The sequence below is a fragment of the Labilithrix luteola genome (assembly GCF_001263205.1).
GTDB classification, from domain to species: domain Bacteria; phylum Myxococcota_A; class Polyangia; order Polyangiales; family Polyangiaceae; genus Labilithrix; species Labilithrix luteola.
The window spans coordinates 6,712,324-6,737,355 of record NZ_CP012333.1; the positions used below are offsets into that span (position 1 = coordinate 6,712,324).

Consider the following 25,032-nt stretch of genomic DNA (forward strand, 5'->3'; position numbering starts at 1 on the left):
GCCGTGCCGGAGCCATCGCAAACTCGCTAGTGGTGGTTTCGCGCATCGGAAGAGCTCTCGGACTGGCGCTGGTCGTCGTTGCTTTCGTCGTCGGCGTCGTTGGCGTCACCGCGTGCCGCAAGAGTCCCGAAGGTGTCGCTGTCGACGAGACTCCTCCGACGGTGACCGAGACGAGTGCGGGCCTGCTTCTCACGTGGGTCGACGACAAGGGCGAGTTCCACGTCGAGCAAAAGGTGGAGTCGGTTCCGGCCACCGCGCGCGAAATGGTTCGCGTGGTTGATCCGTCCCGCGAGGAGCCCTCCGGCGGGCGCCTGTTCCTCGTCGACCTGAGGAACTCAGGCGCCGACGGCCACTACCCGGTTCGTGTCGCATCTCGCGAGGAGTTCGAGAAGCTCGCCGTCTCGCGACGCGCAGCACACGGCGGAGTGCTCTCGCCGCAGGCAGCTCCCACCGGCTCGGCAGCGGAAGCCGCGCGCTCGCCTGTCGTGATCTACGGCGCTTCTTGGTGTGGCCCATGCCACCAGGCGCAGGCGTTCTTCAAGCGTAAGGGCGTTGCGTTCGTCGAGAAGGACATCGAGCAGGACTCGGGGGCTGCGCGGGAGATGCGAGCCAAGCTCTCGAAGGTGGGGATGCGCGGTGGCTCGATTCCGGTGATCGACGTGCGCGGCAAGATCCTCGTCGGCTTCGACGAGGGCGCCATCGAACGCGCGCTCGCCGTCGTCAACTGAGCGCTCAAGGACAGCAGAGCGTCTGTGGGCTCTCGAAGGTGAGCGAGCCCGTGACGTCCGGCGGAGTCGACACGCCGCAGCCCTCGCCGGCGGTGTATTTCACGCTGCGCGTGCTCGGCGAGCCGAAGGCGCACGCGGTCGAGAGGAAGCCGAAGGAGACGGGGCAGCCCGCCATGGCGAACCATTCGAGTTTGCCGCCGGCACAGTTGTCCGGGGCGCACGTGCAGGATCCGCAGGATCGCGAGTCGGTCACGCCGGTGCCGGTCGTGGTGCGCCTGCGGAAGCCTTTGGGGCACGCAAACTCGCCGTCGTGCATGATGCAATTCTTGCCCGCGCTATCGGCTGCCGGAACACACGCCTGAGCGGCGTCGCAACCCGCTGTGTCGGTCGTCGGCGCGCCGCCACACACCACCACGTCGCTGGGGGGCTGGAGATCGGGCGTGACGACGGGCGTGTTGCAGGCCGTCGGAGGGTTCGTCGGCAACGGCGTGAATTTCACGCTCGCGTTGACTTGGCTGAAGTCCGCGCTCGTGCACGTACCGTCACCTGGAAGTGAGAGCGTGAAGTTTCCGGCGGAGCACGTGACGGGGCCGTAGTCGATGCGCACGTCGCCCGCGCACGAGCCATTCTTGCGTGAGCAGCTGCAACCGCACGTGTCGACGCCCGTAGGCGTGGCCTTGCGCGCATCTTTCGTGGGGTAGGTGGTCGGACACAGCGTCTGGCCGTTCGCGAGAACGACGACCGGCGTCCAACCGGAGTCGATCGGCATGCAGACCTTCTGTGCGCCGCACACCGGCCGAGGCTCGGGAGGTGGTTCGGTCGCGCCGTCCGCACCGTCGCCAGCGTCTTGTCCCAGCGGGGTCTCGCTGCTCGCGTCGGCACGCTCTGGCGTGACGGGGCCGGCTCCGATCTCGTAGTCGTTCGCGCCCGTGATGCTGTTGCAGGCGGCGAGCACGAGCACGAGTGCCACGGCGCTGCTGATCACGGCTCGTGACACCAGCCCATCCGCCCGCCCCCGCCCGTTCATTCCTACTTTTATAGCGCGAACTTGCTCATTGCCGAGCTGACGACGCCTTTCTGTGGGGCTCGCCCCTCCCTGGATCGTCGGATCAGGCCGAAACGTTGGTGCGTTTGCTGCAAGCCCTGGCCTTGTCGTGTCTGCCTACCGCTCGCGCGATTTGCTCCTCCTGCCCAACTTGCTGAGCGCCCTGCGCCTGCCGTTGGCGGCGGCGTTTCCGTTTGCGGCACGCCGCGAGCGGGCGCGCTTCGGGCTCGCCGTCGTTGCGCTGGCTGGCCTCACGGACGTGCTGGACGGGTTTTTCGCTCGTCGCCTCGGCCAAGCGACGGCCATCGGGGCCGTCGTCGACGGCGTTGCCGACAAGGCTTTCGCGGCAATGGTGCTCGGTACGCTCGTCGAGCGGCGCAAGTTGTCTCCCAAGACGGCGCTGCTCCTCGCCACGCGTGAGCTCGCCGAGCTGCCGCTCGCGCTCCTGGTCTACGCGAGGCGCAAGTCGGAGCCCGAAGACACCGACCACAAGGCAAATACGCTCGGGAAGATTGCGACGGCCTTCGAGCTCCTCACCGTCGTGGCGATCCTTCTTGGCGTCCGCAAGCGAGCGCCGCTCCTCGGAACCACCGCTGCTCTCGGCGCGCTCGCGGGGGCCTCGTACTGGCGCCGTGAGCTCCGCATCACGCGTCAGCGCGAAGACGATTTCCTGCGAACGACGCGCTCGTAGATCTCGCGCTTGGGTCGTCCGCTCCAGGCGGCGATGCGTTCGGCGACGGCCTTCGCATGCGTTCCGCCTTCCAGCTCGCGATCGATGCGGGCGTCGATCTCCGCTTCGCCGATCGACTCGGCATGGGAGGCGGGCGACCACGCGCCGAGCACGATGGCGATCTCTCCACGCCAGCCGTCTTTCTCGGCGAGGTCGCTCAATGGACCACGCACGATCTCCTCGTGCATCTTCGTCAGCTCGCGTGCGACGCAAGCTGGGCGTTCCGGCATCGCGTCGGCGAGGTCGCGTAGCGTAGCCTTCGTGCGTTCCGGCGACTCGTAGAGAATCACCGGTTCGGGCGTCTCGCACACGAGCGCGATGGCCGCGCGCCGCTCCGTGCCCTCACGCGGAAGGAACCCCACGAAGCGAAAGCCTGAGCCGCTCGCGAGGCCGCTGGCGACGAGAGCCGCGAGCACGGCGCTCGGGCCGGGCAGGGGAACGACGCGCACGCCCGCGGCGATCGAGGCCTTCACGAGGGCTTCGCCGGGATCGCTCACGGCGGGCGTGCCCGCGTCGGTGACGAGGGCGATGGACTGTCCCGCCTGTAGATGCTCGACGAGCCGCTCGACGTCGCGGGCGCTCGAATGCTCGTGCAACGAGTCGACGGGTTTACCGACGATGCCAAGGTGGCTGAGCAGCTGCCGCGTGCGTCGCGTGTCCTCCGCAGCGATGCGATCGACGCTCTTCAAGACGTCGATCGCACGCACGGTGACGTCGCCGAGGTTGCCGATCGGCGTGGCGACGACGTAGAGCACCCGCTCAGCCCAGCGTTTCCGTGGCGTCGCCCATCTCGCGCTTCAAGTAGTCGCGGAGGCGGGCGAGGAGGCGCTGTTCGAGCTGGCGAACGCGTTCGCGCGAGATGCCGAAGCGGTCACCGAGGTCTTGCAGCGTGAGCGGATCGTCGGAGACGAGGCGGAGATCGAAGATCGCCAGGTCCTTGTCTTTGCCGGTGAGCGTCTTGCGGAACTCGGCGAGCTTGTCCTTCACGAGGGCCTGCAGTTCCTCGTCCGCCATCGCGGCCTCGGGACCTGCGCCCACGCTGGGGATCATGTCGACCTTCGCGATGGCGCGGCCGTCCGCGTCGCCCACGGGCGCGTCGAGCGACTTCTCGCTCTGCGCGAGGCGGACGTCCATCTCGGCGACGTCGCTCTCGGGGACGTTGAGCTGCTTGGCGATCTCCGCGTTCGTCGGATCGATCCCCATGGCCTGGAGCTCGTTCCGCTTCTTGCGAAGATTGAAGAACAGCTTGCGCTGCGCCTGCGTCGTCCCGAGTTTGACGAGACGCCAGTTGTTCAGGATGAACCGCAGGATGTACGCGCGGATCCACCACGCCGCGTAGCTCGAGAGCTTCACGCCGCGGTATGGGTCGTAGCGTTTGACCGCCTGCATGAGGCCGATGTTGCCCTCCTGCACGAGGTCCATGATGTTCTTGTAGGCGCGGCGGTACTCGTACGCGATCTTCACGACGAGACGCAGGTTCGCCGTCACGAGCCGCGCAGCGACCTGCGGGTCTTGCGACTCGACGAACTTCACGGCGAGTTCGTGCGTTTCCTCGGGCGTCAGCAGCGGATGCCGCTGAATCTCCCTGAGGTAGGCGGCCATCGGGTCGAGCCGCTCCATCGACGTGCCGCTGACGGGCGCCGAGAGCGGAGCGCTGCTGGCCGGTTCTTCCACGTCGACGTCGCCGTCGGCAGGCTCGGCAAAGACGTCGTCGTCGCTGTCCCCGTCCGCGCTTGCGTCAAGGCCGCCGTCATCGCCCTCGGGCTCTTCGCCCTCCTCACCGTCGGCTTCACCAGCGCCCGCGGAGCTCGGCGTTTCGGATCCACGGCCCCGCGCAGCACGCGCACGCGTGCGCGTCCCGGCACCGCGAGCGTCCGTTCCGGACACCTGCTCCTGGTCGTCTTGCTCGGCGCCTTCGGACACGTCCGCAACCAAGATTTCGTCGGTGTTTTCCGAGGCCTTGGCCGCCTTCTTGCCCTTTCGTGCGGCAGACGACGTGGTGGCGGTCTTGGGCGATCGAGGCACGTTCCGCGGTCTACCACGGTTTCTAGTTCGAGTCAGCGCGTCCTCCTGGGCGGTCATCTTGGTTTTCCTCATGATGTGCAGTGAGTGTCGCGCTCGTGGCGGCGGGCCAGGGGAGCAGGAAAGGGGAGGGGAGCAGGCGGATCCGACGAGCGAGGGACCGACGCGATCGGTCGCCCTACCGCCGGGAAGCCCAACACCTCTTGAGTCCGATGCATTCCCCTGGCCGCGCGTCGCGAGGGCCAGCGATCCGGTCGAGCGCGGTCGTCGGAGGCGGAAGACGGCGGGACGCGGTCGGACGCATCGGGACGAGCCGACGCGACCTGACGCGAGCTGAGGCGAGTCGAGACGGGCTGTGGCGCGCGCGAAGGGGCGAGGGCAGGCGAGGGCAGGCGAGGGCAGGCGAGGGCAGGCGAGGGCAGGCGAAGGACCGCGTTTGCGCATGACGCGATGCGCTATTGATGCCAACGCTGCCAGATTTCAAGCAATTGTGAGGCCCAGCTCGAGCTAGGACGCGTTGACAGGCGTAGCGGGGTCTTTATTCTGGCTCGTCGTGGAAAGGTCTGCGTCGACAGGCGCACTGCTCCTCACCAGCGCGGATTTCGACGCGTTCCTGGAGCCGACCCCCCAGCCTCGTACGAGTCAGGGTGCTCGGCCACCTGCGGCCTCGACCCAGCGACGTGCGCTGCGCGAGCGGATGGAGCACTGGGCTCGCGGCCTGGCTCCGCGGCTCGACCAGCTCGGCATTTCCTTCGAGGTCGTCGTGCCGGACGAGGTGGAGCAACATCTGACCTCGCGTGGGCCGCGGGCCATCGCCCAGCGGGTCGTCTTCATTCGCGACGCCTTTGCGCGTCCGGACGTGCCGCGCGTGGAGCCGGAGCTCGACCCCCTCCGTTCCCATGCGTATCTCGCTCTCACCATCGACAGCGTGCACGTCGAGGTGAGCCTCGAATTCTGTCCGGAGGCCGAGGCGGACGTCAAAAACCTCCGCGCGCGCATCGCCGATCCCACCGACCTCCTCGAACTCGTCACCCTCTTCGAGACCTTGCCCGAGGAGTTCGCCATCGGTGTCATCGGCGTGCCGAGTTTTCCGCGCGCGACCAGCGCGAATGCCGACGACATTCGCGCGCTGCTCGACGACAGCCAGCGCAATCGCCGGCCGCTGTGGATCGGGTGGAGCGTCAAACGCGAAGTCGCGCTCGCCCACTCGAACGAGCTCGACGAGCAGCTGGCCGATGCCCTCGTCGTTCTCGCGCACGCATATCGGCTCGTCGCGTGGGCGCCCGACAACGACCTCATTCGCGCAAGCCGGCGCGGTGCATGGCGTGCGGGGCGACCGCGCGAAGAGATGCGTGAACGTGCACGCGAAGAGCGCCGTGCACGCAAGCGTCGCGACGTGCGAAAGGGCCCGGTGCGTACCGAGGGCACCCGTCGCGAGCGCGAAGACACGCGGCGTCCCATCTCCATGGCCGAGCGCGAGACGCCCGTTTCGCGTCGTGCCCCGGACGCCTCCGAGCTGCGCGACGAAGAACGCGGAGCGAAGGACGTGAGCCGCGCGTTTCCTGCGCGGCGTCCGGTGCTGCCGACATCGCTTCGGGCGCGAGGGGCTCGACCGCTTCTCGCGACGGAAATCGATCCACGCATCCCCATCGAGAAAGGAACGCGCGTCCGTGTCCTCGCCGGACCGTTCGCGAACAAGCTCGGCGTGGTCGAGGAGCTCGATGCCAAAGGTCGCGCGCGGGTGCGTCTGGGGCTTCTCGCGGCCACCGTCGAGTTGAAAGATCTCGTCGCAAGCACCGAGGGAACGCGCCCGATCCTTTCGAGCTCGCACCGCCGTCCACGAACGACGCGCTCGCGCTGACCTCAGACGAGCTCGGCGCTCAGAGGGGGATGTTCGGGCGTGTGCAGCGGAAGCCCACGTCCACGCGTGTGGCCGTCCGATGAACCGCCGCTCGGATGCTCGCGGCCGTCTCGGCGGGCGGCATGCTGAACGCACCACCGTGGATGATGACGCTGTCCGACACATCGGAGGGGCACTCGGGATCGCGGAGAATGCCGCTTCCCGAGCCCTGACACGCGGCGGTCGGTGGCGTGAGACCATCGCGCGTCCACTCGGCCAGATTCGACGCGAGGCCGTAGACGCTCGAGCCGTCGACATCGAGCACGTCACGTGTCGAGGCGAGTGTCTCGGCCGACAGAGGCAAGAACGCGCCGTTCGGGTCCTTCACGCACGAACCGTCGCCATGGAGAACGCCGACGGCTCGGCCTGCGATCGCCTCGTCGCATGCCGGCGCTTCGTCACCCCACAAGAACGTCGAACGACCGAAGTTCGATGCGAGGTACTCGAGCTGCGCGACGGTCGGCAGATCAGCTCCGCGCTTCTTGCAGATGTCGTCCGCACGAGAATCTGCCCGTCGGTTGCATCTTCTGGGACACGGCGCGCTCCCATTGCGCTTCGGTCGGCAACGCGCCGCCCTCGAAGCCGCAGAACTCCGAGGCCAAGTCCCATGCGATGCAAGTGGCGGGCATCGTCTCACGTTCGGGGTCGTTCGGATCTGGCTCGTTTCGATATGTGCAAAGTGCAGTAGGCGAGCTCTCGTCCGACCCGAGCGGCGCGTCGTTCGCGCGCACCACGAGGGACGGCTCGAAGCCTCTGTGCAAGGCCTCTCGGAGACGGCGCACGGACACCTCGTCGCGATCCATCGCGAACGAGTGGACGAGCGCAAGGCGAGGTGGTGACGAGCTGACGACGAGGTTCGTGTAGTTGCCGACCGCGAGACCATTGCCTCCGAGAAGGAAGACGCCACCGCGGATCGGCACGGCGCCGTCGCGCGAGGGCGGATCTTCGGCGCCGAGCCCGCTCGCGATCGTCGAGACCGTGGATGCGCGCGCTCCGTCGGCGTCGGAGGTCGCCGAGGCGGGCGCCCACGGTTGCTCGGAGTCGATGCAGCTCGAAGCTTCGGCGAGGCTCGCCATGCGGCCCATGCACGCGCCGCGCAGCGTGACGGCCAACCGATCCGGCGCGCCGCCACCGATCGTCACGCGAAGGAGCCGATCGACGGTGACGGCGGGGGTAGGTTCGGTGGGAGGTGTGACGTCGGCGCCGTCGACGATCAGCCGCGGTTGGCCATCAGCTTCGACGTCGGGCTCGACGTAATCGGGCGCCGCGTCGTCGGGAACGGTGGGCCGAAAGCGCTCACCGAGGTAGTCGCGCTCGGCGCCGTCGGGATACAGACGCAGCCGCACGAAGACTTCACCGGTCGCACCTTCCGTGTCGAGCGACGCGACGAACGATGCTGGGTAATCACTCCTATCGCGGAGCGCGAATTGACGACTCTGACGCCACGCGCCCGACGCGTCGAAGACGTCGATGCGCAGGTGGCTCACGATGGCGGGGATTGGCAAGTCCGTACTGACTTCGACCGTCGTATGCGGATACGGCGCCGGGGCGTCGCTTTCGCAGCCGACGACGGCCGCCAGAGACAAAGGCAACGCCATCGCCGCAAGCGCTGTCGCTCGCAACTCGACCCATCGTTCGAGAAAGGCGGAAAAACGCGCCTTCATTCCGAGGCGGTACCACAAGTCCCTTGGCTGGCAACGCGAATCGTCGTGAGGACGCGGTGTTGCTTCGATTCCGCACTCGAAAGGCGCTGCAGCGCAATCGGTGAGGGCGACACTTCTCGAGCGAAAGAGGTCGGCGTCGGGACCGTCAGGCGCCCTTCATGAGATCGGTGTAGCGCCGTTGCATTTCGGCGGGCGTGAGCTTCTCGATCTCGTGACCGATGAGCCACTCGTGGCCGAACGGATCGCGGACGGTTCCGGAGCGCTCGCCGTAGAAATGATCTTGCGGTTTGCGCACGATGGTCGCGCCGGCTTCGACCGCGCGTGCGATGAGCGCATCGCAATCGTCGACGTGGAGATGGATGCCGACGCCGGTTCCACCGAGGGACTGCGGGCCGACGATGCCGTATTCGGGGTACTCCTCGGAAACCATCACCGTGGTTCCGCCGAAGTCGAGCTCGGCGTGGCCGATGCGCCCGCTCGGCTCGGTCAGCCGGAACTTCTCCGTGACGCCGAACGCCTTCTTGTAGAACTCGATGGCGGCGCCGGCATTCTTCACGCGCAGGTACGAAAACACTTCGTGGATGGCCATGACGTTGTCTCCTCGAACGTCAGTGTGCCGCCATCACGTCGGCGTCGTCTTGAAGGAATTTGAAGCGACTCTCGGTCTCGCCTCGCGTCGATGAGAGGATCGGGACATGGTTCGTCGATGCGGGGGCGAGCATGCGGTACTCGACCGGCGTGATGCCCGCGAACGCACGAAACTCGCGTGTCAGGTGTGCCTGATCGGCGTAACCCGCATCGAACGCGACATCGACGAGCGCCGCTTCACGGTCGACCACGCGCTCGAGCACTTGCTGGAAACGTTGGATGCGACAGTAGACCTTCGGCGTCAGCCCCACCGCCGTTCGAAAGAGCGTGAGGAACGTCCGATGGCTGTAACCGCTTCGCTCGACGGCGCTGGCGATCGAGGCTCCTGCGTCGAACATCGCGAGAGCTTCGGCGACCGCCGGATGCACGGTGCTCGTTGCGACCTGCTTTCGCGTTCGCTTGGCGATTCGAGAAAGGAGCAGCTGTTCGAAGAGCTCGAGTTTGCGCTCGGCGGTCCGTGCCTCCGCAAGGTCGTCTGTGGTGCGCGAGACGTCGGCGCCGAAGAGTTCGTCGAGTGACGTGTGTGTCTCGGCCAGCTCGCTCGCCGGGCTACCGAACAGCATCGCGGCGGCGCCTGGAACGAGCTGCGCGCCTACCGACCCCGAGGTCTCGACGACGCTCTTCACGTAGTAGCTCGAGCGAGCGCCGCCGACCACGCCGTGACCGAGCCGACGAGGGCGCGCACCCGACGCATCGTCGAAGAGCACGAGCGGAGCGCGATCGAACCGAATGACGACGTGCATCGACCCGGTTGGCAGCACGCGTTCACGCGTGGCCGCGCGAGGCACGGGCGCGTCGGGCGCACCCGTCACCCAAACTCGCTGCACGAACGGTCGAAGCGCAGGATGGGGATCTCTTGTCACCGAACTTCACTGTCCCATCCTCGGCGTTCGATTGCCAGGTGCCCTTGTGGACCTTCCCGGCGACGCCTACGGTCGAGGTGGAGCTGGTTCCGATCGGACAGGTTGGCCCACGTTTCACGCATGGGGGAGCGGCTTCGATCCCGACGGCGGCGCCATCGACCGCGTCGATCTTCCCGGGTGTGATGCCGCACGCGCGAGCTACCGAGAATCAGCCGCTATTCACCGGTCTTCACGAGCGACGCGTGACGGGCACGCCTGCTGCACTCCGCTGCAGGCATGAAATCCATCCAACTCCGCATCGCTGATCTCGCGAGTCTCCCGCGCATGCACGATGGGCGGAGCGAGGCGCTTCCCGGAATCGGTCCTACGGAAGTTCTCATCCGTGTGGACTCGCCTACGGCTCGGGGGACGTCGGCTCGCTTCATCCAGCGGTTCCTCAGCCTGCTCGTGGCGGGCATTGCCGACGACGTCGTCGGCGAGATCGTGACTACCGGCAGCGCCGTCACGGGACTCTCGAAGGGGGACCGCGTCGTTCTTCCCGCAACGGTTCGCTGTTCGCGCACCAACACGGACCGTAGCTCGTGCGTTCTTCGCGTCGCCGATGCCGACCGGAACCTCATGAAGATCCCAGCTGACCTCCACGACCTGTCCGACGAGCGCATTCTCGCCATCCATCGCTTGCGTCTGGAATGGCTTGACGAGGCTGCGTCGTGAACGCTGGGCGCAAAGCGAGGCGCAGAAATGATCAACGCCGGACTCGCCATGCTTCGGCGACGTCCGGCGTGATCGAGACGCGTGAGCGTCAGTTCGCGATGAGCGGGGCGATGAGCAGCGAGACGACCGCCATGACCTTGATGAGGATGGCGATGCCAGGGCCCGACGTGTCCTTGAAGGGATCGCCGACCGTGTCGCCGACGACCGCGGCCTTGTGCGCGTCCGAACCCTTCGCGTGACCTTCGAGGCCGCCCTTCTCGATGTGCTTCTTCGCGTTGTCCCATGCGCCACCGCCGTTGGCCATGACGAGCGAGAGAACGGCGCCGACGGCGAGTGCACCCGCGAGCACGCCCGCGAGGACCTCCGGACCGGCCGCGAAGCCGATGATGACCGGAGCGAGGATGGCGATCGCGCCCGGCGCGATCATCTCGCGGATGGCGGCCGACGTCGCGATGTCGACGATCACCTTGGGCTGCGGTTCGACGCCCGGCTTGCCTTCGAGGAGGCCGGGGATCTCGCGGAACTGACGACGAATCTCTTCGACGATCGCGCCGGCCGCACGGCCGACCGCGGTCATCGTGAGCGCGCCGACGAGGCAGGGGAGCATCGAGCCGAAGAGGATGCCCATGAGCACCTTCGCGTCGGTCAGGTAGAGGACGAGCTCCTTGCCGCCGTGCGCGCGCCGAACCGCGTTCACTTCCATGTTGAAGGCGGCGAAGAGGGCGACGACGGTGAGCACCGCCGAGCCGATCGCGAAGCCCTTGCCGACCGCGGCGGTCGTGTTGCCGACGGCGTCGAGCTCGTCGGTGATGGCGCGGACTTCCTTACCGAGGCCCGCCATCTCCGAGATGCCACCGCCGTTGTCGGCGATCGGGCCGTACGCGTCGACGGTCATGACGATGGCCGTGCCGGCGAGCATGCCGACCGCGGCGAGCGCGATGCCGTAGAGGCCGAGCTGCTGGTTCGACACCCAACCCACCGCGCAGAGCGTGGCGAGCGGGATGGCAACGCTCTCGAGACCGACCGCGATACCGCGAATGACGTTGGTGCCGGGGCCCGTGAGCGAGCTCTCCGCGACCTTGTGAATCGGGCCCATCGACGTGTAGTAGTCCGTGATGAGGCCGACGATGGCGCCGCCCGCAGCGCCAGCCGCGAGGGTGATGACCGCCGCCATGCTGAAGCCGGCGGAGGGAAGCACGCCTGCCGCCGCGATGACGACGAGGAACGGCGGGAGAATGAGCGCCAGGCGAAGAACGCGCGCCGGCGGGAGGTTCTTCAGCATCCGCGTGATGAAGATGCCGACGACCGAGACAGCGAGGCCGATGGTCGCGAGGAGGAGCGGCAGCGAGACCGCCATGGAGCGCAGCGTCTTCTCGTCCGTGATGGACGGCGCGAGCTGCTGGAGCGACTCGATGGGGAGCGTGAGGCCGAGCGCGATCGCCGCGACGACCGCTGCGACATAGCTCTCGTAGATGTCCGCGCCCATGCCCGCGATGTCACCGACGTTGTCACCGACGTTGTCGGCGATGACGCCCGGGTTACGCGGATCGTCTTCCGGGATGTTCGCTTCGACCTTGCCGACGATGTCCGCGCCGACGTCCGCTGCCTTCGTGTAGATGCCGCCGCCGATACGCGCGAAGAGCGCAATCGAGCTCGCACCCACCGCGAACGAGTGGACGATCGTGGCGAGGTTCTCGTGGTCGCGGAACAGTGCGTAGATCACGCCGAGTCCGAGGAGGCCGAGACCCGCCACGCAGAGCCCCATGACGGCGCCGCCGTCGAGAGCCGTGACGAGCGCGGTCGGCTTGCCGTGCGCGCGCGCAGCCTCTGCGGTGCGGACGTTCGCGTACGTCGCCGCCTTCATTCCGAAGAAGCCGGCGATGAGCGAGAGGAACGCCCCCGCGAAGAAAGCCCCGCCCGCAAGAAGACCAAGCGTCGCCGTGAGGAGCGCGAAGACGACCGCCGCATATACGGCGAGCACCTTGTACTCCCGCGCGAGGAACGCCATGGCTCCTTCGCGGACGTAGCGCGCGATGCGCGCCATGGTCTCGTTGCCCTCAGGGGCCTTTTTGACACGCACATAGAATGCGCGCGCCACAATCAGCGCAACGGCGCCGGTCCCTATCGACTGATACGACAATGCATTCACGGGTTAACGTTCCCTGCTGATCCCTGCTGATCCCCCCGAATTAGCGGGGGTCCCATCGCAAGGACGCATCGCGGCATCAAGCAAAAAACTAGTAACGCTGAAGGAACACGGAGCTCGACCGCACGGAACACCCGTCTCTGACGAGGAAAAGTGAGGTTAAGCTCATCTATAAAATTTGTGGTCGAGCTTTGTTGCGGTGCGGTCGAGCTCACCATCTGTGGATGCTCCGGCGACGAACTCGAGCGGGGGAGCGACCAAGCTGAGACGTGAGCCGGGAGGGGAGGCTATGACCGATCCGTGAGCACGGAGTACGTCGACGACGTTCCCTACGTTCGGCATTTCATCGCCGACCTCGCCCCGGCGCGGCTTCGATTGATCGCTGCACTCGAGGGAGTCGCTCCCCCTCCGGCGGAGGACTTCGACTACTGCGAGCTCGGTTGCGCGCACGGCGACACGCTCGCGGCTCTTGCGGCCGCGAACCCCGAAGGTCGCTTTCTCGGCATCGATCTCTCGGCCGCGCACGTGGCCTCTGCGAAGAAGCTCGCGCGCGACGGGGCGCTAGAGAACGTAGGCTTTCTCGAGCGAGACTTCGAGGCGCTCCTCGACGACGACATTGGCGAGTTCGACTACGTCGTCGCGCACGGCGTGCTCAGCTGGGTGAGCGCCGACAAGCGAAAGGCGTTGATCGAGTTCGCGCACCGCAAGCTGAAGCCAGGCGGCCTACTCTTCGTCAGCTACAACGCGATGCCGGGCTGGGCCGCGGTCGAGCCGCTCCGCCAGCTGCTCCTCTTTCCTTCGGGGGCGGGAGGTTCGAGCTTGGATCGCGCACGCAGCGGTCTCGCATTCGCGCAGTCGATGCTCGATGCGAAGGCGGAGTACTTCGCGAAGAACCCATCGGCCGTGGAGATGCTCGAGACGATGACGAAGGCCGGGCTGCCGTACGTCGTGCACGAGTACCTGCACGAACACTGGGTGCCTATGTATTTTGCACGCGTTGCTTGGGAGATGGCCGCGAGCGGCCTCGCATACGTGGGCTCGCAGCCCGCGCACCAGGCCTTTCGCGAGCTTGCTCTGCCGGCCACTCTCGAGAAGAGCCTCGCCTCGATCACCGATCGGATCTCGTTCGAGAGCCTCAAGGACTTCGCCATCAACGAGTTCTTTCGACGCGACGTGTTCGTCCGTGGCGATGCGGTTCGGTCCGCGGCAGCAACGGAGGCATACTTCGAAGCGACGTCGTGGGGAACGACGGCTCATTCGCTTCCCGAGGGGCGGACCGTCAAGCTTCCGCATCGCACCGCATCGCTCGAAGCGCCGATCTACCAGGCTGTGTTCGACGTCGTTTCGAGTGACGCGTCGACGCTCGCTTCGCTCGTACGGAACCCGGCACTCGCAGGCTTCTCTCCCGCCGACTCGAGAGACGCGCTCCTTCGGCTCGCTGCGACCGACCAAGTGCTTCCGATGGTTCGCGCGACGAGGGCCTCGCCGCCGAACGAAGCCGGACGCTTCGCAGTGCCGCTGCCGTACAACCAGATGATGCTCCGCCGTCTCTCGACGAACATGCCCGTGATCATGGCCTCGGTTCCCTGCGGGACCGCGTTTCCCATCACGCCGCTCGAGGCGCTCGCCATCCGCGTCATCACCGAGGTGGGCGAGGCCGACCGCGAGGAATGGATCCGGAGCTTCGTCGGCGGTCGTGTCCTTCGGCTTCGCGTCGGCGAACGCCTCGTCGAGGACCGTGACGAGCAGCGTCGTGCGATCGGCGAGGCCGTCACGCACGTCCGTCGTCACCAGCTCACGAAGCTGCTCGAGCTCGGGATCCTCGCGCCCGCCGAATGACCTCGCGCGTCAGCCGCTCGAAGCTCGTAGACGCATAGCGGTCGCCGCTGCGCGGATCGAAGCCGCGTTTGCCACGAGGAACGAGCGCAACGATTCGGGCGTGCGTCCAGTCCAACGTTCGACCGTATCGCTGATGACGTCGAACTTCCCGATGCGCGTGTTGGCGTCGGAGCCGACGATGAGCCCAACGACCGGCGGAGGAAGCCCGCGCTCGCCCAGCAGCTTTGTGTACGCGTCGTCCGAGAGGTCGACGACGTCGATGGTCGTCTCGAAGATCGCGCTCGCGATGTCGGCGATCTGTTGCGTCGTGAGTGCTTCGCCGCCGGTCACGTCGTAGCGCTTCTCGGGCACGTCGTTCGCGGTCAGCACACGAGCCGCCACGCGGGCACAATCGGCCCGAGTGACGTTGGCGACGCGCCCGTTTCCCGCCGAGCCGAACCACTTGCCGAAGGCCAGCACGCCGGGCAGCGATTGGAGGAGGTTGTCCGTATACCAGGCGTTTCGGAGGGCCGTGTAGGCGAGCCCGCTTCGTTCCAGTGCTTCCTCGGTCGAACGATGATCGGGCGCGAACGGGACGAGCGATCCGGCATCAGGGTTCGGCATCGACGTGTACGTCACGTGCTCGACGCGCGCTCGCTTGGCCGCGTCGATGGCCATCGTGTGCTGGCGCTGGCGAGGTGGACCGAACACGTTCGTCGAGACGAGGAGGAGGCGCGACACTCCGGCGAATGCCGCGTCGAGGCTCGCGGCGTCGTCGAAGTCGACCCGGCGGACCTCCACGCCGCGCGCTTCGAGACGGGCGAGCTCACCGACGTTTCTCGTTCCGGCCACGAGCTTCGTTGCTTGGTCGCGAAGGGCGAGCAGCTCTTCGACGACGAGCCGTCCGAGGTGGCCCCCGGCGCCCGTGACCAAGATCGTCTCGGTGCTCACGCGGCCACTCCTTCTCCGCCGAACGCCGTGCGCGCCCAGTCGGCGAGGGTAAGGAGCGGCACGTCGTAGGTGCGTTTCAGCGCAGGCATGTCGGCGTCGTAGCCAACGCGCTCGAACCATTCGGCCATCGATGCAAGGTCTTCGCTCGTCTTGCGGATCTCGTCGATCGACTGCCGCACGAGCGTGACCGGCCGTCCACGCGCGCTGCTCAGGATCGATGCCGCTTGCGTCATCGTCACCGAGTCACCGGCGATGTCGATGGCCGCGCCGGCGAGCTGCTCCGAGCGCGCGAAGGCCAGTGCTCCAAACTTGCCGATGTCATCGACGGCGATCATTTGCAGCTCGCGATCGGGAGAAATCCACGAGACGAGCTGGTCCCCACGGAGCGTCCAGGGCGAGAGAAGGTTCTCCATGAAGTAGACCGGGCGGAGGATCGTCAGGCGCGGAAAGCCGAGGCCGCGCAGGGTCTGTTCGGTCGTCCACTTGCTCTCGAAGTGCGGAATGCCGGTGTTGCGATGCGCGGATCCCACGGAGCTGTAGACCAGATGCGTGACTCCCTTCTGTCGAGCCATGCGACCGAAGCGCTCGCCGTTCACGATCTCGACGGCGGGCCCTCGCTCGAGCGGCTGCACTGCGAAGGCTCCCCAGGCGCCGTCCAGCGCTCGTTCGAGAGATGCGGCGTCGTCGAAGTCGCCCGCGACGAGCTCGGCGCCCTTTTGCTTCAGCTGCTGAGCCGCTTCGCCCTCGGGATTGCGTGTGCGCGCACGCACGCGAAAGCCTCGTTCGAGCAAGTGTCGAGCCGTGGCGCCGCCCTGCTTGCCGGTGGCGCCGGTGACCAGAATCGTTCCTTCGTTGGCCATGGTGGTTTCCCTCGGCTCGGAACGTAGATTCGGCCTCGCGTACCAACCAGACGGAACATTCTGGAAAGATCGTTCAGTTGATTGAACAATCAGCACCGATGCTCGTCGACAACGTTCGTATCTTCGTCGAACTCGCGCGCTCGAAGACCTTCACCGAAGCCGCGCGCAAGCTCGGGATGCCGAAGTCCACCGTGAGCACGCGCATCCGTCTGCTCGAAGACGAGCTCGCCACCGATCTCTTCAAGCGCACTACGCGCAAGGTCACGCTCACCGAAGCCGGTCAGCGCTACTTCGAGGTCACCGAGCGCCTCCTCGTGGAGCTCGAGGCTGCTTCGGAGACCGTGCGTAGTTCGACCGAGGCGTTGACCGGAACGCTGCGTATCACCGCGGGCGTCGATGCTGGAGCGGGACTCGTCGGCGACATCGTCGCGGAGTTCGCGATTGCGCACCCGGAGCTCGACGTCGACTTCATGCTCCGTGGCGACGTGGTCGACCTCGTGGCCGAGGGCGTCGACGTGGCGCTCCGCATGAGTCCGCTGCGCGACTCCACGCTCAAAGCCAAGAAGCTCGGCACCACGTCGTATCGCTTCGTCGCCACGCCGAGATACCTCGCCGAGCACGGTACGCCGCGCCAGCCGAGCGACTTGTCGGAGCATCGCGTGATTCGCTTCAGCGCGCGCATGGATCAGGACTCCACGCTCGATCTCGTCGGCCCCGCGAAGCCGGCTCGCGTCTCACTCAAGCGACGCATTCGCACGAACTCGATCGCCGCGGTTCGCCACCAGGCATTGGCCGGCTCCGGCATCGGCTATCTACCCTTCGGCGCGTGCCTCGCCGAGGTCGAGACCGGGCGGCTCGTGGCCGTACTCCCGAAGTGGGGATCGAGCGAGAGTCCGATGTGCGTGGTTTACCCGAACCAGCGATTCGTTCCGCGCAAGGTGAGGCTCTTCGTCGACTTCTTGTCTCGGCGCTTCGCCGACGTCCGCTTCTTCGAGCGCACCGACGAAGCGCTTCGTCGCCGCGGATGACGAATCACATGCTCTGGATGATCGCGAGGGTGTTGCCCTCGGTGTCCTTGAACCAGGCCGCCTTCGCACCGCCACCGATCGCGATGTCTCGACCCGGTTCGACCCCAGGCATGTCGTAGTGCTCGAACTGGACGCCGCGCTCTTTCAGCTCGGCGACCTCGCGTTCGATGTTGTCGACTTGCCAGAAGGCCTGGCTCGCGCGCGACGTTCCGGCGTTGGGTGTGGGGTAGAGGAAGCAACCGGTGCCGTTGGCGAACTCGTAGACGACGCCGCCGTTCTCCTCTTCGGTTCGTTGCGGTACGAAGCCGAGCTTCTTCTCGTAGAACTCACGCGCTCGCGCCACGTCTTTCGCCGGCAAATAGGCGTACATCGGGGACTGCTGCAGCATCGTGACCTCCTGGCCGCGAAGCTAATCACGCGAGCGAGGGGCGTCGCTCGCAGTTCACCACCTCAGGAGGCGCGAGCCCAGAGCTTGGCTTGAAGGGCCGAGGCCGCGTGCATGGCGACGCGCTTGGAGGGCAGGCCAGCAAGTCGCGCCAGCGAAGGATCGGTGTCGCGGCGGAGCTCACGAAGGAGATCGCTGACGGCGCCGTGCATGGCGACGTCGATGGCCGTGCGCGTCTCGACGTCGAGCCCATTGCGCGCCCAGGCCGCGACGTCCCACGCGAGCTCGGCGTGCTTGGCTTCGTCGTGCGCGATGGCGCGCATGATGCGGGCCACGAGCGGGTCGGTCGCGCGTTCGCCCTGGAGCGCGGCTTCGACGGCGCCGTACGTTTCGCGCACACAACCTTCGACGGCGTTTTCCAGCGCGATGGCGTCGAGCGAACGATCGGGCTTCGCTTGCACGTCGACCTCCGGAACGTTCGAGGCTCCGTAACGTCGTGCCAATCGACGCATCATCGCAGCGTGGCGAATCTCGTCCCGCGCGGCGCGCTCCGCGGCGACGGCGAGTCTCTCCGGCGCGCCGTGGGCGAGCAGTTCGTCGTGGAGAATCCGAAAGGCATGCACCGACGCGGCCTCGAGCTGAGCGGCGTTGGCGAACCAAGCGCCGACCGAAGGCGCGCTGGCCATGGGCGTCACCGAGAAGCCGTCGGGGCGTCGACCGACGCAGGCGCTCTCCTCCCGCCTCACCCCACTCACCTCGACCATGTCCGTTGGCCCGACGTTTGCGCGACCCGAGCCGGCGAAAACGATGCCGGCTTCGCGCGAGGTATCGACCACCTCGCGAAGGATGACGCGGAGTCGAAGGGAGACCATCGCCCGAAAAATCAAGCAATCGACACGCCATGCGGCTCTATGCGGAGGCGCGACGTCGTTCGAAGCTCGGTCAGTATGATCGCGCTGTCACGCTGGCCATCGCGCTTGCCAGCTTCGATTGAGCACAGAGCTACGGAACCACCGCTCCCACCCCGACGACGGCGACCAGGTTTGGCACGAGCGGGGGCGAGCGCTGCCACTTTGGCGCGCGAGGTTGCCGACAGCAGGGAATTGCCAGACAAGCGCGACCGCAGCGAAGCGTCCGCAAGGCCAGCGGCGCCGTCGGTGCGTGATGGAGGCGACGCAGCTGAAATCGACGTCGGCCGCGTCACGCGCGACGCAGCGCGGAGGTCTGTTCGCGCCGCCCTAGGGGAAATCCGATGACGCGACGATGGCACGTCACTTGGTAGTGGGCCGCCGATGAAGTCCAGCACCAAGATCGGTGCAGTGCTCATGGTTTGCTATCTCGTCGCGTGGCTCGACAGGATGGCGATCAACATGGCGCTGCCGTTCATGTCGAAAGATCTCGGCTTCGGCCCCGACAAGATGGGCTGGATTCTAAGCGCGTTCTTCGCGGGCTATGCGCTCTTCTAGATCCCCGGCGGCGTTCTGTCGGATCGCGTCGGTCCGCGCGCCGTCATCGCGTTTGCGCTCGGGTGGTGGAGCATTTTCACGGGACTGACCGGCGTGGCCACGTCGTTCGGTGTGCTGCTCGTGGTGCGCTTCCTCTTCGGTGTTGGTGAGGGACTCTTTCCGGCCGCGGTGTGGAAGGTCATCGGGCAGTTTTTCACGCGGCGCAATCGCGCGACAGCGAACGCGCTCGTGCTCTCCTCGGTGGCGATCGGTCCGTCGCTCACGCCGATTCTCCTCCGTCCCGTCCTCGGCAGCTGGGGCTGGCGCGTTGCGTTCTACGTGCTCGGCGGCCTCGGTGTGATGACGTTCGCGCTGGCCGTGGTGTGGGCGCTGTTCGTCACGGCCCTCGCCGGCAACATCACGATGTACGGCTGGCTCAACTGGCTCCCCACCTATCTGATGGAGGTGAAGGGCCTCGATCTGAAAGGCATGGCCTTGGCCGCCTCGCTGCCGTTCGCGTTCGGTGCAGTCGGCTGCATGGTGTCCGGCTGGGTTTCGGACAAATGGTTTCGCGGTCAGCGCAAGGTGCTCGTTCTCGCGTGCCAGGTCCTCGGCGGGCTCGCGCTCTTCGGCTTCACGCGCGTGGGAAGCGTTGGGCCGTTCATGTTGCTGCAGTGCGTCGCCGGTTTCCTCCTCTTCATGTCGGTCGGCGCAATCTGGGCGATGCCGATGGTGCTGCTGCCCACGCGCCTCATGGGCTCGGGGGCGGGCTTCATCAACATGGGCGGCCAGATTGGTGGCTTTCTGACGAACATCGTCATCGGCTACGTGGTCACGCTCTCCCATGGCGACTACGCGGCGGGCTTCAACGTTCTCTTCGGCGGTCTCTTTCTTTCCGCTCTCAGTGTGTTCGTCGGCGTTCGCGAGGCGCGCAGTCCGGCGCTTCAGCTCGAGGGCGATGTCGGTGGCGTGACCGGCTGACGACGATCGATGGACGAAGCTACGTGCGGGCCGAACGATCCACGGCTCGGCTCGACCTCGTGCGTTTCCTCGCGGGCCCAAAGACGTAGGGAAATTCGCAGGCGGCAGCGTTTCGACTGCGATTCTACTCACCGCCGCGTCGAGTTCCGCGACAGCTCGCGGTCCCCGAGCATCCAATCGCGTCGCCCGCTCTGCTATGTAGCGGTCGCACGCACGTGTCCACCACGCCTCTCCCGACTCCGAGCACCCTCGATCCGAGCTCGTTCCCCATCTCGTTGGGGGGCCAGTTCCGTCGTCACCTCCCGCGATACATCGCGGGCACGGCGATGCTCGCGATCTTCCAGCTTTCGCTCAACCGTATCGACTGGTTGTCGAAGGCTGCGATCGACGACGTCTTCGGCGCCTCGCCAGAGCAGGTGACGCGGCCGGCGCTCTTCATGTTCGCCCTCGCCATCGTTGCGTTCATCACGCGCGTGTCGAGCCGCTGGTACATCTTCAACGCCGGGCGAGACGCCGAGTACGAGCTCCGCGCTCTCTTGCTGCACAAGCTCCACCGTCTCGGGACCGCCTTCTACCGGACCATGTCGTCCGGCGAGATCATGAGCCGGTCGACGGGCGACTTGCAGCAAGTCCGCCTGCTTCTCGGCTTCGGCATCCTCAACGTCGCGAACGTGGTGTTCGCCTTCGCGAGTGCGTTCCAGGTCATGGTGCGCATCAGCGTGAAGCTCACGGCGGTGTCGTTCGTGATGCTGCCGCTCATGATCTTCATGACGCGCATCTTCTCGCGTCAGATGTTCGCGAAGACGCGGTCGAACCAGGAGACGCTCGGCAAGCTGTCCGACGTCCTGCAGACGAACCTTGCCGGCGTGCGCGTCGTCCGGAGCTTCGCGCTCGAACGCCGTGAGCGACGTCGCTTCGACGACGCCAATCTCGCCTATCTCGAGGCGAGCCTCGGCCTTGCGCGTCTGCGCGGCCTCATGCTTCCGCTGGTCGGCGCGATCAGCTCGGTCGGCATCCTCGCGTTCTTCTGGTACGGCGCAAGCCTCCTTCTCCGCGGTCCTGCCGAGGGCGGCATCACCAAGGGCGACTTCTTCGCGTTCTGGCTCGCCTACGGCCGCATGACGTGGCCGATGGTCGCTCTCGGCTTCTCCATCTCGATCGTGCAGCGCGGTCGCGCCGGCTACATCCGCCTCAAGGAGGTCTTCGACGCAATCCCGGAGGTCGTCGATGGTCCCCTCGCGGCGCCTTCCGCGGTGAAGGGCGAGATCGAGGTTCGTGGTCTCTCGTTCACGTACGAGCGCTCCAGGGGCAAAGACGGCAAGGGGGAGCCTCACACGGTCCTCGACGACGTTTCGTTCCGCGTCCCCGCTGGCCACTCGATCGCCATCGTGGGGCGCACCGGTTCGGGCAAGTCGACCATCGCGATGCTCCTCGCGCGCCTCCTGCCCACGCCCAAGGGCACGGTCTTCGTCGACGGCATGGACGTCTGCGATCTGCCGCTCTCGACGGTGCGCGAATCGATCGGCTACGCCCAGCAAGATGCCTTCCTCTTCTCCACGACCGTCGCTCGCAACATCGGTTTCTGCCTCTCGGAGTGCGAGAGCGACGAAGCCATGAACCGCATCCGCGACGCCTCGCGCGAAGCGCAGGTGCTCGAAGAGGCGCTGGGGCTCCCCGAACAGTTCGACACGGTCGTCGGCGAGCGAGGCGTGCAGCTCTCCGGTGGACAGAAGCAGCGCATCGCTCTGGCGCGAGCGCTCGTGCGTGAGCCCGTGGTTCTCGTTCTCGACGACCCGCTGTCCGCGGTCGACGCCAAGACGGAAGCGGCCATCCTCGACGCCATCGAGCGTCAGGCCGCGAAGCGCACCGTGGTGCTCGTGACCCACCGCGTGGCGGCGGCGTCTCGTTGCGACCGCATCGTCGTACTCGACGCGGGCAAGGTCGTTGCCGAGGGCACACACGACGAGCTCGTCGCGCGCGAAGGCCTCTATGCCTCGTTCGCCGAGGAGCAGTCGGCCAAGAGCGAGCTCGAAGAGATCGACGCCGAAGCAATCGAGGTTGCGCAATGAGCGCTCAACCCGTCAAAGCCAGCACGGCGAAGGCGCCGCCGAAGGGGCGCGCCGGCGGCACGCTGCGCGACTTCCACGAGGAAGACAAGCTCGGCGCGGCCTACGACACACAGCTGCTTCGCCGGCTCTGGCCGTTCCTCAGACCGCACGGGAAGTATCTCGCCATCTCGACGGGCCTGATTCTGTTCGTCGCGGCGCTGAACCTCGTGCGCCCGCTCGTGATGGGCAGCCTGGTGGCCAACGCCGAGAAGGGGGAGCCGAGCGGCCTCCTCAAATACGGCGTGATCCTCTCGGCGGTCGTCGTCGGCACGCAGGCGCTCTCGTTCGTGCAGATGTACGCGATGCAGATCGCCGGCGCGCGCGCCATGGCCGACCTGCGCGCGCACCTCTTCGACTTCATGCAGCGGCTCGCGCTCCGCTACTACGACCGCACGCCGGTCGGTCGTCTCGTCACGCGCGCCACGAACGACGTCGATGCCGTCAACGAGCTCTTCGCCTCCGGCGTTCTGAACGCCATCGGCGATCTCGTGGCGCTCATCGGCATCGTCATCATGATGGTCGTGCTCGATGCGCGCATGTCGCTCATCGCGTTCGCGGCGCTGCCGGTCGTCGGCGCGATCGTGTGGTTCGTGCGCTCCCGCGCGCGCCAGGCCTATCGCGACATCCGCGTGAAGACCGCGCGTCTCAACGCGTTCCTCAACGAGCAGGTCGCCGGCATGAGCGTCGTGCAGGCCTACGCGCGTGAAGACGAGATGGCCTCCGAGTTCGACAGCATCAACGTCGAATACCGAGACGCCAACAAGCAGTCGATCTTCTACGAAGCCGTGCTCGACGCCGCGATCGAAATGGTCGGCATCGTGTGCATCGCGAGCGTCCTCTGGTGGGCGGGGTTCAAGCGGATCGACAACGCCGCGATCGCGTTCCCGCTCGTCGTCACCTTCACGCAGTACATCAAGCAGTTCTTCGAGCCCGTCAGTTTGCTCGCGCAGCGCTACACGATCCTGCAGAGCGCGATGAGCGGTGCGGAGCGCATCTTCAAGCTCCTCGACGAGGGCGAGCTCGAGAAGGTGCCCGGCCCGCGCTCGAAGGCGCTGTCCACCGGCGGCCCGAACGAAGCGGTGGCACTCGAAGACGTCACGTTCTCGTACAAGGCGGGCAAGCCCGTCCTGCGTGACGTCTCGTTCCACGTGAACGCAGGCGAGAAGATCGCGCTCGTTGGCGCGACCGGCGCCGGCAAGACCACGGTGACGAGCCTCTTGTTGCGCCTCTACGAGCACGAATCGGGCTCGGTCCGTGTGCTCGGCAAAGACGTCGACTCCTACGATCGGCGTGAGCTCCGCGAGCTCTTCTCGGTGGTTCCGCAAGACGTGTTCCTCTTCGCCGGCACCGTCGCCTCGAACGTGGCGATGAGCGCCGACGAGCCGGATCTGCTCCGCGTCGAACAAGCGCTCGCCAAGGTCGGCGCGCTCGACCTCTTCCTGCGGCGCCCGGGCGGGCTCGAAGCTCGCGTCGACGAACGCGGTGCGAACTTCAGCGCGGGCGAGCGCCAGCTCATCGCATTTGCTCGTGCACTCTACAAGGATGCGCCGGTGCTCATTCTCGACGAGGCCACCGCGAGCATCGACTCCGACACCGAGGCGCGCCTCCAGGCAGCGCTCGAGGCGGTCATGGCGGGCCGCACGGCGCTGGTCATCGCGCATCGCCTCTCCACCATTCGCGCGGTGGATCGGATCGTCGTCTTCCATCGTGGTCGCGTAGTGGAGACCGGCTCGCACGAAGAGCTGCTCGCGAAAGACGGCGTCTACGCCCGCCTCTACCGCCTGCAGTTCGCCGTCGAAGCGCAGGAAAAACAGGAACAGGCCCTCGCGGACGCGTGAGCGAGCTCAGGGCACGGTGATGCCCAGCATGAGCAGCGGCCTCACCGTCCACGGCGACAAGAGCGTGGTTTGCTCGCTCCCGCGCGCAATGGCGAACGGGCGTGTCCACGGGGCAACGTCGACGGCGAGCGAAAGCTCCAGCGCCGAGTTGGGAAAGACGGCGAGGGGAGCGCGCGCGGTGACCGCGGCGCGTCCGACACCTTCGATGCGCGTGATCGGAACGAGCGTGGCGTCGACGATGTGAACGAGGCCGGGATCTGCGCGCACCACGTCGATGCCGCCGCCGATGGACGCGCGCACGTCGAACGGCCACGCGCGCACGAGCTCGGTCGAGGCCAAGAGCCGGAAGGCCCCTGACTCGACGCGGAGCGTGACGGGGTCGATGGTGCTGGTGATGGGGAGACGATACTGGCCCGTCAGCGTCAGCGCGGAGGGACGTCCTGCAATCGGCCTCGCGAGCGACAGCGAGACGACGGGGCCATGTTCGAGCGATTCGTCGGCGTAGCCGCCGATCTCGTAAGCCAGGCCGAGCCCGAGTGTCGTCCGGGGCTTTGCCGCAGGGGAAGAAGGGGCCTTCTTGCTGCCGACGGGCGGAGCCACCGGCGCGGGAGGCGGCGGAGGAGGAGGCTCCGGGGGCAGGCCGAGCTCGGTGCGCGCTTCCTCGCGCGTGACGCCGATCTGGCCTCCGTGGAGGAGCGCGTCCACGGCGGTCTGGAGCGCTGCCATCGCGGCTTCGCGTGCAATTTCGGAGCGCCCTTTGCTCGGAAAGCGGCGGACGAGAAGGCGCGATCCTTCGCGGTCCGCCACGTACAGGATGGTCTCCCCCGCCGAACCGAAGTCGATCCACGCGCGGGCAATCATCGTGTCGTCGGCAGCGGGCACCGACACGACCTCCTCGGCCCGCACTGCCGCTTTGCGCTCCGTCTCGGCACGAACGCCGAGACGATCGAGCTGCTCGGCTACGCTGGCGCGTGCGAGCGACACTTCCTCGTCGGTCCCCGCGACGACCACGTGAGCGAGCGGATGGACGGCGGGTGGCTCGTCGGCCGCCGCTCGTCGGCTCACGACGAGCGCGGCGCACACGGTCGTGATCCGGACCAGCCAGCGTCGCACGTGACGCAGCCTACCGATCTCTGGCGTTTCGGGCGAACGCGAGCG

At 66.9% G+C, this 25,032-nt stretch carries 22 protein-coding genes and 1 pseudogene; 10 read left to right on the top strand and 13 right to left on the bottom strand.

Annotated features, from left to right (window positions below; all coding sequences use genetic code 11):
- Positions 1–32 precede the first annotated feature (32 nt).
- Positions 33–728, top strand: a complete 696-nt coding sequence (locus tag AKJ09_RS29150; RefSeq protein ID WP_240488622.1) for a glutaredoxin family protein — start codon at positions 33–35, stop codon at positions 726–728.
- Between the two features lie 4 nt (positions 729–732).
- On the opposite strand, the gene AKJ09_RS29155 is transcribed toward AKJ09_RS29150, so the two are convergent.
- Positions 733–1,725 carry a hypothetical protein gene (locus AKJ09_RS29155; RefSeq protein ID WP_146651138.1) on the bottom strand — a complete coding sequence of 331 codons (993 nt, stop codon included), beginning with the start codon at positions 1,723–1,725 and terminating at the stop codon, positions 733–735.
- A gap of 157 nt (positions 1,726–1,882) precedes the next feature.
- Between AKJ09_RS29155 and AKJ09_RS29160 the strand changes: the two genes are divergently transcribed.
- Positions 1,883–2,464: a CDP-alcohol phosphatidyltransferase family protein gene (locus AKJ09_RS29160; RefSeq protein ID WP_169927963.1), complete on the top strand. Its 582-nt coding sequence runs from the start codon at positions 1,883–1,885 to the stop codon at positions 2,462–2,464.
- On the opposite strand, the gene rsmI is transcribed toward AKJ09_RS29160, so the two are convergent.
- The gene (gene rsmI, locus AKJ09_RS29165) at positions 2,425–3,258 is read right to left on the bottom strand and encodes a 16S rRNA (cytidine(1402)-2'-O)-methyltransferase (protein WP_146651140.1); all 834 of its coding nucleotides are present in this window, start codon (positions 3,256–3,258) and stop codon (positions 2,425–2,427) included. The two genes, AKJ09_RS29160 and rsmI, sit on opposite strands and share 40 nt — an antisense overlap.
- 4 nt (positions 3,259–3,262) lie before the next feature.
- The gene (locus AKJ09_RS29170) at positions 3,263–4,528 is read right to left on the bottom strand and encodes a sigma-70 family RNA polymerase sigma factor (protein WP_240488623.1); all 1,266 of its coding nucleotides are present in this window, start codon (positions 4,526–4,528) and stop codon (positions 3,263–3,265) included.
- A gap of 550 nt (positions 4,529–5,078) precedes the next feature.
- Between AKJ09_RS29170 and nusG the strand changes: the two genes are divergently transcribed.
- Positions 5,079–6,386 carry a transcription termination/antitermination protein NusG gene (gene nusG, locus AKJ09_RS29175; protein WP_146651141.1) on the top strand — a complete coding sequence of 436 codons (1,308 nt, stop codon included), beginning with the start codon at positions 5,079–5,081 and terminating at the stop codon, positions 6,384–6,386.
- 19 nt (positions 6,387–6,405) lie between these two features.
- Here nusG and AKJ09_RS29180 read toward each other — a convergent pair whose 3' ends face one another.
- From AKJ09_RS29180 to AKJ09_RS29195, 4 genes are all read right to left on the bottom strand, one after another.
- The gene (locus AKJ09_RS29180; protein ID WP_338035053.1) at positions 6,406–6,915 is read right to left on the bottom strand and encodes an SUMF1/EgtB/PvdO family nonheme iron enzyme; all 510 of its coding nucleotides are present in this window, start codon (positions 6,913–6,915) and stop codon (positions 6,406–6,408) included.
- On the bottom strand, positions 6,893–8,089 hold the full coding sequence (locus tag AKJ09_RS29185) for an SUMF1/EgtB/PvdO family nonheme iron enzyme (RefSeq protein ID WP_146651143.1): 1,197 nt from the start codon (positions 8,087–8,089) through the stop codon (positions 6,893–6,895). The genes AKJ09_RS29180 and AKJ09_RS29185 overlap by 23 nt, the downstream gene beginning before the upstream one ends.
- Positions 8,090–8,234: 145 nt before the next feature.
- A complete protein-coding gene (locus AKJ09_RS29190; RefSeq protein ID WP_146651144.1) occupies positions 8,235–8,678 on the bottom strand; it encodes a VOC family protein in 444 nt (147 codons plus the stop codon).
- Positions 8,679–8,697: 19 nt separating this feature from the next.
- Positions 8,698–9,600, bottom strand: coding sequence for a helix-turn-helix domain-containing protein (locus tag AKJ09_RS29195; protein WP_205633828.1), 903 nt, complete (start codon positions 9,598–9,600; stop codon positions 8,698–8,700).
- 276 nt (positions 9,601–9,876) lie between these two features.
- On the opposite strand from AKJ09_RS29195, the gene AKJ09_RS29200 reads away from it, so the two are divergent.
- Positions 9,877–10,314 carry an alcohol dehydrogenase catalytic domain-containing protein gene (locus AKJ09_RS29200; RefSeq protein WP_146651146.1) on the top strand — a complete coding sequence of 146 codons (438 nt, stop codon included), beginning with the start codon at positions 9,877–9,879 and terminating at the stop codon, positions 10,312–10,314.
- An 88-nt stretch (positions 10,315–10,402) separates the two neighbouring features.
- Here AKJ09_RS29200 and AKJ09_RS29205 read toward each other — a convergent pair whose 3' ends face one another.
- Complete coding sequence (locus AKJ09_RS29205; protein WP_146651147.1) at positions 10,403–12,463, bottom strand: sodium-translocating pyrophosphatase; 2,061 nt, start codon at positions 12,461–12,463, stop codon at positions 10,403–10,405.
- A 297-nt stretch (positions 12,464–12,760) separates the two neighbouring features.
- Here AKJ09_RS29205 and AKJ09_RS29210 point away from each other — a divergent pair, with 297 nt between their 5' ends.
- Positions 12,761–14,299 (top strand): class I SAM-dependent methyltransferase, encoded by a 1,539-nt coding sequence (locus AKJ09_RS29210; protein ID WP_146651148.1) that lies wholly within the window; start codon positions 12,761–12,763, stop codon positions 14,297–14,299.
- A gap of 9 nt (positions 14,300–14,308) precedes the next feature.
- Here AKJ09_RS29210 and AKJ09_RS29215 read toward each other — a convergent pair whose 3' ends face one another.
- Complete coding sequence (locus tag AKJ09_RS29215) at positions 14,309–15,229, bottom strand: SDR family oxidoreductase (RefSeq protein WP_205633829.1); 921 nt, start codon at positions 15,227–15,229, stop codon at positions 14,309–14,311.
- Entirely contained in the window at positions 15,226–16,089 is an 864-nt protein-coding gene (locus AKJ09_RS29220) for an NmrA/HSCARG family protein (RefSeq protein WP_146651149.1), read from the bottom strand. Before AKJ09_RS29220 ends, AKJ09_RS29215 begins: the two co-directional genes overlap by 4 nt.
- Positions 16,090–16,187: 98 nt before the next feature.
- Here AKJ09_RS29220 and AKJ09_RS29225 point away from each other — a divergent pair, with 98 nt between their 5' ends.
- The gene (locus AKJ09_RS29225; protein WP_146651150.1) at positions 16,188–17,117 is read left to right on the top strand and encodes a LysR family transcriptional regulator; all 930 of its coding nucleotides are present in this window, start codon (positions 16,188–16,190) and stop codon (positions 17,115–17,117) included.
- Between the two features lie 4 nt (positions 17,118–17,121).
- Here AKJ09_RS29225 and AKJ09_RS29230 read toward each other — a convergent pair whose 3' ends face one another.
- Entirely contained in the window at positions 17,122–17,505 is a 384-nt protein-coding gene (locus tag AKJ09_RS29230; RefSeq protein WP_146651151.1) for a VOC family protein, read from the bottom strand.
- Positions 17,506–17,567: 62 nt separating this feature from the next.
- Positions 17,568–18,374 (bottom strand): ferritin-like domain-containing protein, encoded by an 807-nt coding sequence (locus AKJ09_RS29235; protein WP_146651152.1) that lies wholly within the window; start codon positions 18,372–18,374, stop codon positions 17,568–17,570.
- A 453-nt stretch (positions 18,375–18,827) separates the two neighbouring features.
- Here AKJ09_RS29235 and AKJ09_RS55960 point away from each other — a divergent pair.
- The 4 genes and pseudogenes from AKJ09_RS55960 to AKJ09_RS29255 form a co-directional block, all read left to right on the top strand.
- Positions 18,828–19,313 (top strand): annotated as a pseudogene (locus AKJ09_RS55960) (MFS transporter); the annotation flags it as partial.
- Entirely contained in the window at positions 19,308–19,928 is a 621-nt protein-coding gene (locus tag AKJ09_RS29245; protein WP_338035054.1) for an MFS transporter, read from the top strand. The pseudogene AKJ09_RS55960 and the gene AKJ09_RS29245, both read left to right, overlap by 6 nt.
- 215 nt (positions 19,929–20,143) lie before the next feature.
- On the top strand, positions 20,144–21,997 hold the full coding sequence (locus AKJ09_RS29250; protein ID WP_240488624.1) for an ABC transporter ATP-binding protein: 1,854 nt from the start codon (positions 20,144–20,146) through the stop codon (positions 21,995–21,997).
- Positions 21,994–23,874 carry an ABC transporter ATP-binding protein gene (locus AKJ09_RS29255; RefSeq protein ID WP_146651155.1) on the top strand — a complete coding sequence of 627 codons (1,881 nt, stop codon included), beginning with the start codon at positions 21,994–21,996 and terminating at the stop codon, positions 23,872–23,874. Before AKJ09_RS29250 ends, AKJ09_RS29255 begins: the two co-directional genes overlap by 4 nt.
- A gap of 6 nt (positions 23,875–23,880) precedes the next feature.
- Here the strand turns inward: AKJ09_RS29255 and AKJ09_RS29260 are convergent, their stop codons facing one another.
- On the bottom strand, positions 23,881–24,987 hold the full coding sequence (locus tag AKJ09_RS29260; RefSeq protein ID WP_146651156.1) for a hypothetical protein: 1,107 nt from the start codon (positions 24,985–24,987) through the stop codon (positions 23,881–23,883).
- Positions 24,988–25,032: the final 45 nt, after the last annotated feature.

Excerpts from the sequence above, each read along its gene's own strand:
- AKJ09_RS29185 (WP_146651143.1), bottom strand. The coding sequence starts at position 8,089 with ATGAAGGCGCGTTTTTCCGCCTTTCTCGAACGATGGGTCGAGTTGCGA.
- AKJ09_RS29190 (WP_146651144.1), bottom strand. The coding sequence starts at position 8,678 with ATGGCCATCCACGAAGTGTTTTCGTACCTGCGCGTGAAGAATGCCGGC.
- AKJ09_RS29200 (WP_146651146.1), top strand. The coding sequence starts at position 9,877 with ATGAAATCCATCCAACTCCGCATCGCTGATCTCGCGAGTCTCCCGCGC.
- AKJ09_RS29220 (WP_146651149.1), bottom strand. The coding sequence starts at position 16,089 with ATGGCCAACGAAGGAACGATTCTGGTCACCGGCGCCACCGGCAAGCAG.
- AKJ09_RS29225 (WP_146651150.1), top strand. The coding sequence starts at position 16,188 with ATGCTCGTCGACAACGTTCGTATCTTCGTCGAACTCGCGCGCTCGAAG.
- AKJ09_RS29230 (WP_146651151.1), bottom strand. The coding sequence starts at position 17,505 with ATGCTGCAGCAGTCCCCGATGTACGCCTATTTGCCGGCGAAAGACGTG.
- AKJ09_RS29235 (WP_146651152.1), bottom strand. The coding sequence starts at position 18,374 with ATGGTCTCCCTTCGACTCCGCGTCATCCTTCGCGAGGTGGTCGATACC.
- AKJ09_RS29245 (WP_338035054.1), top strand. The coding sequence starts at position 19,308 with ATGACGTTCGCGCTGGCCGTGGTGTGGGCGCTGTTCGTCACGGCCCTC.
- AKJ09_RS29255 (WP_146651155.1), top strand. The coding sequence starts at position 21,994 with ATGAGCGCTCAACCCGTCAAAGCCAGCACGGCGAAGGCGCCGCCGAAG.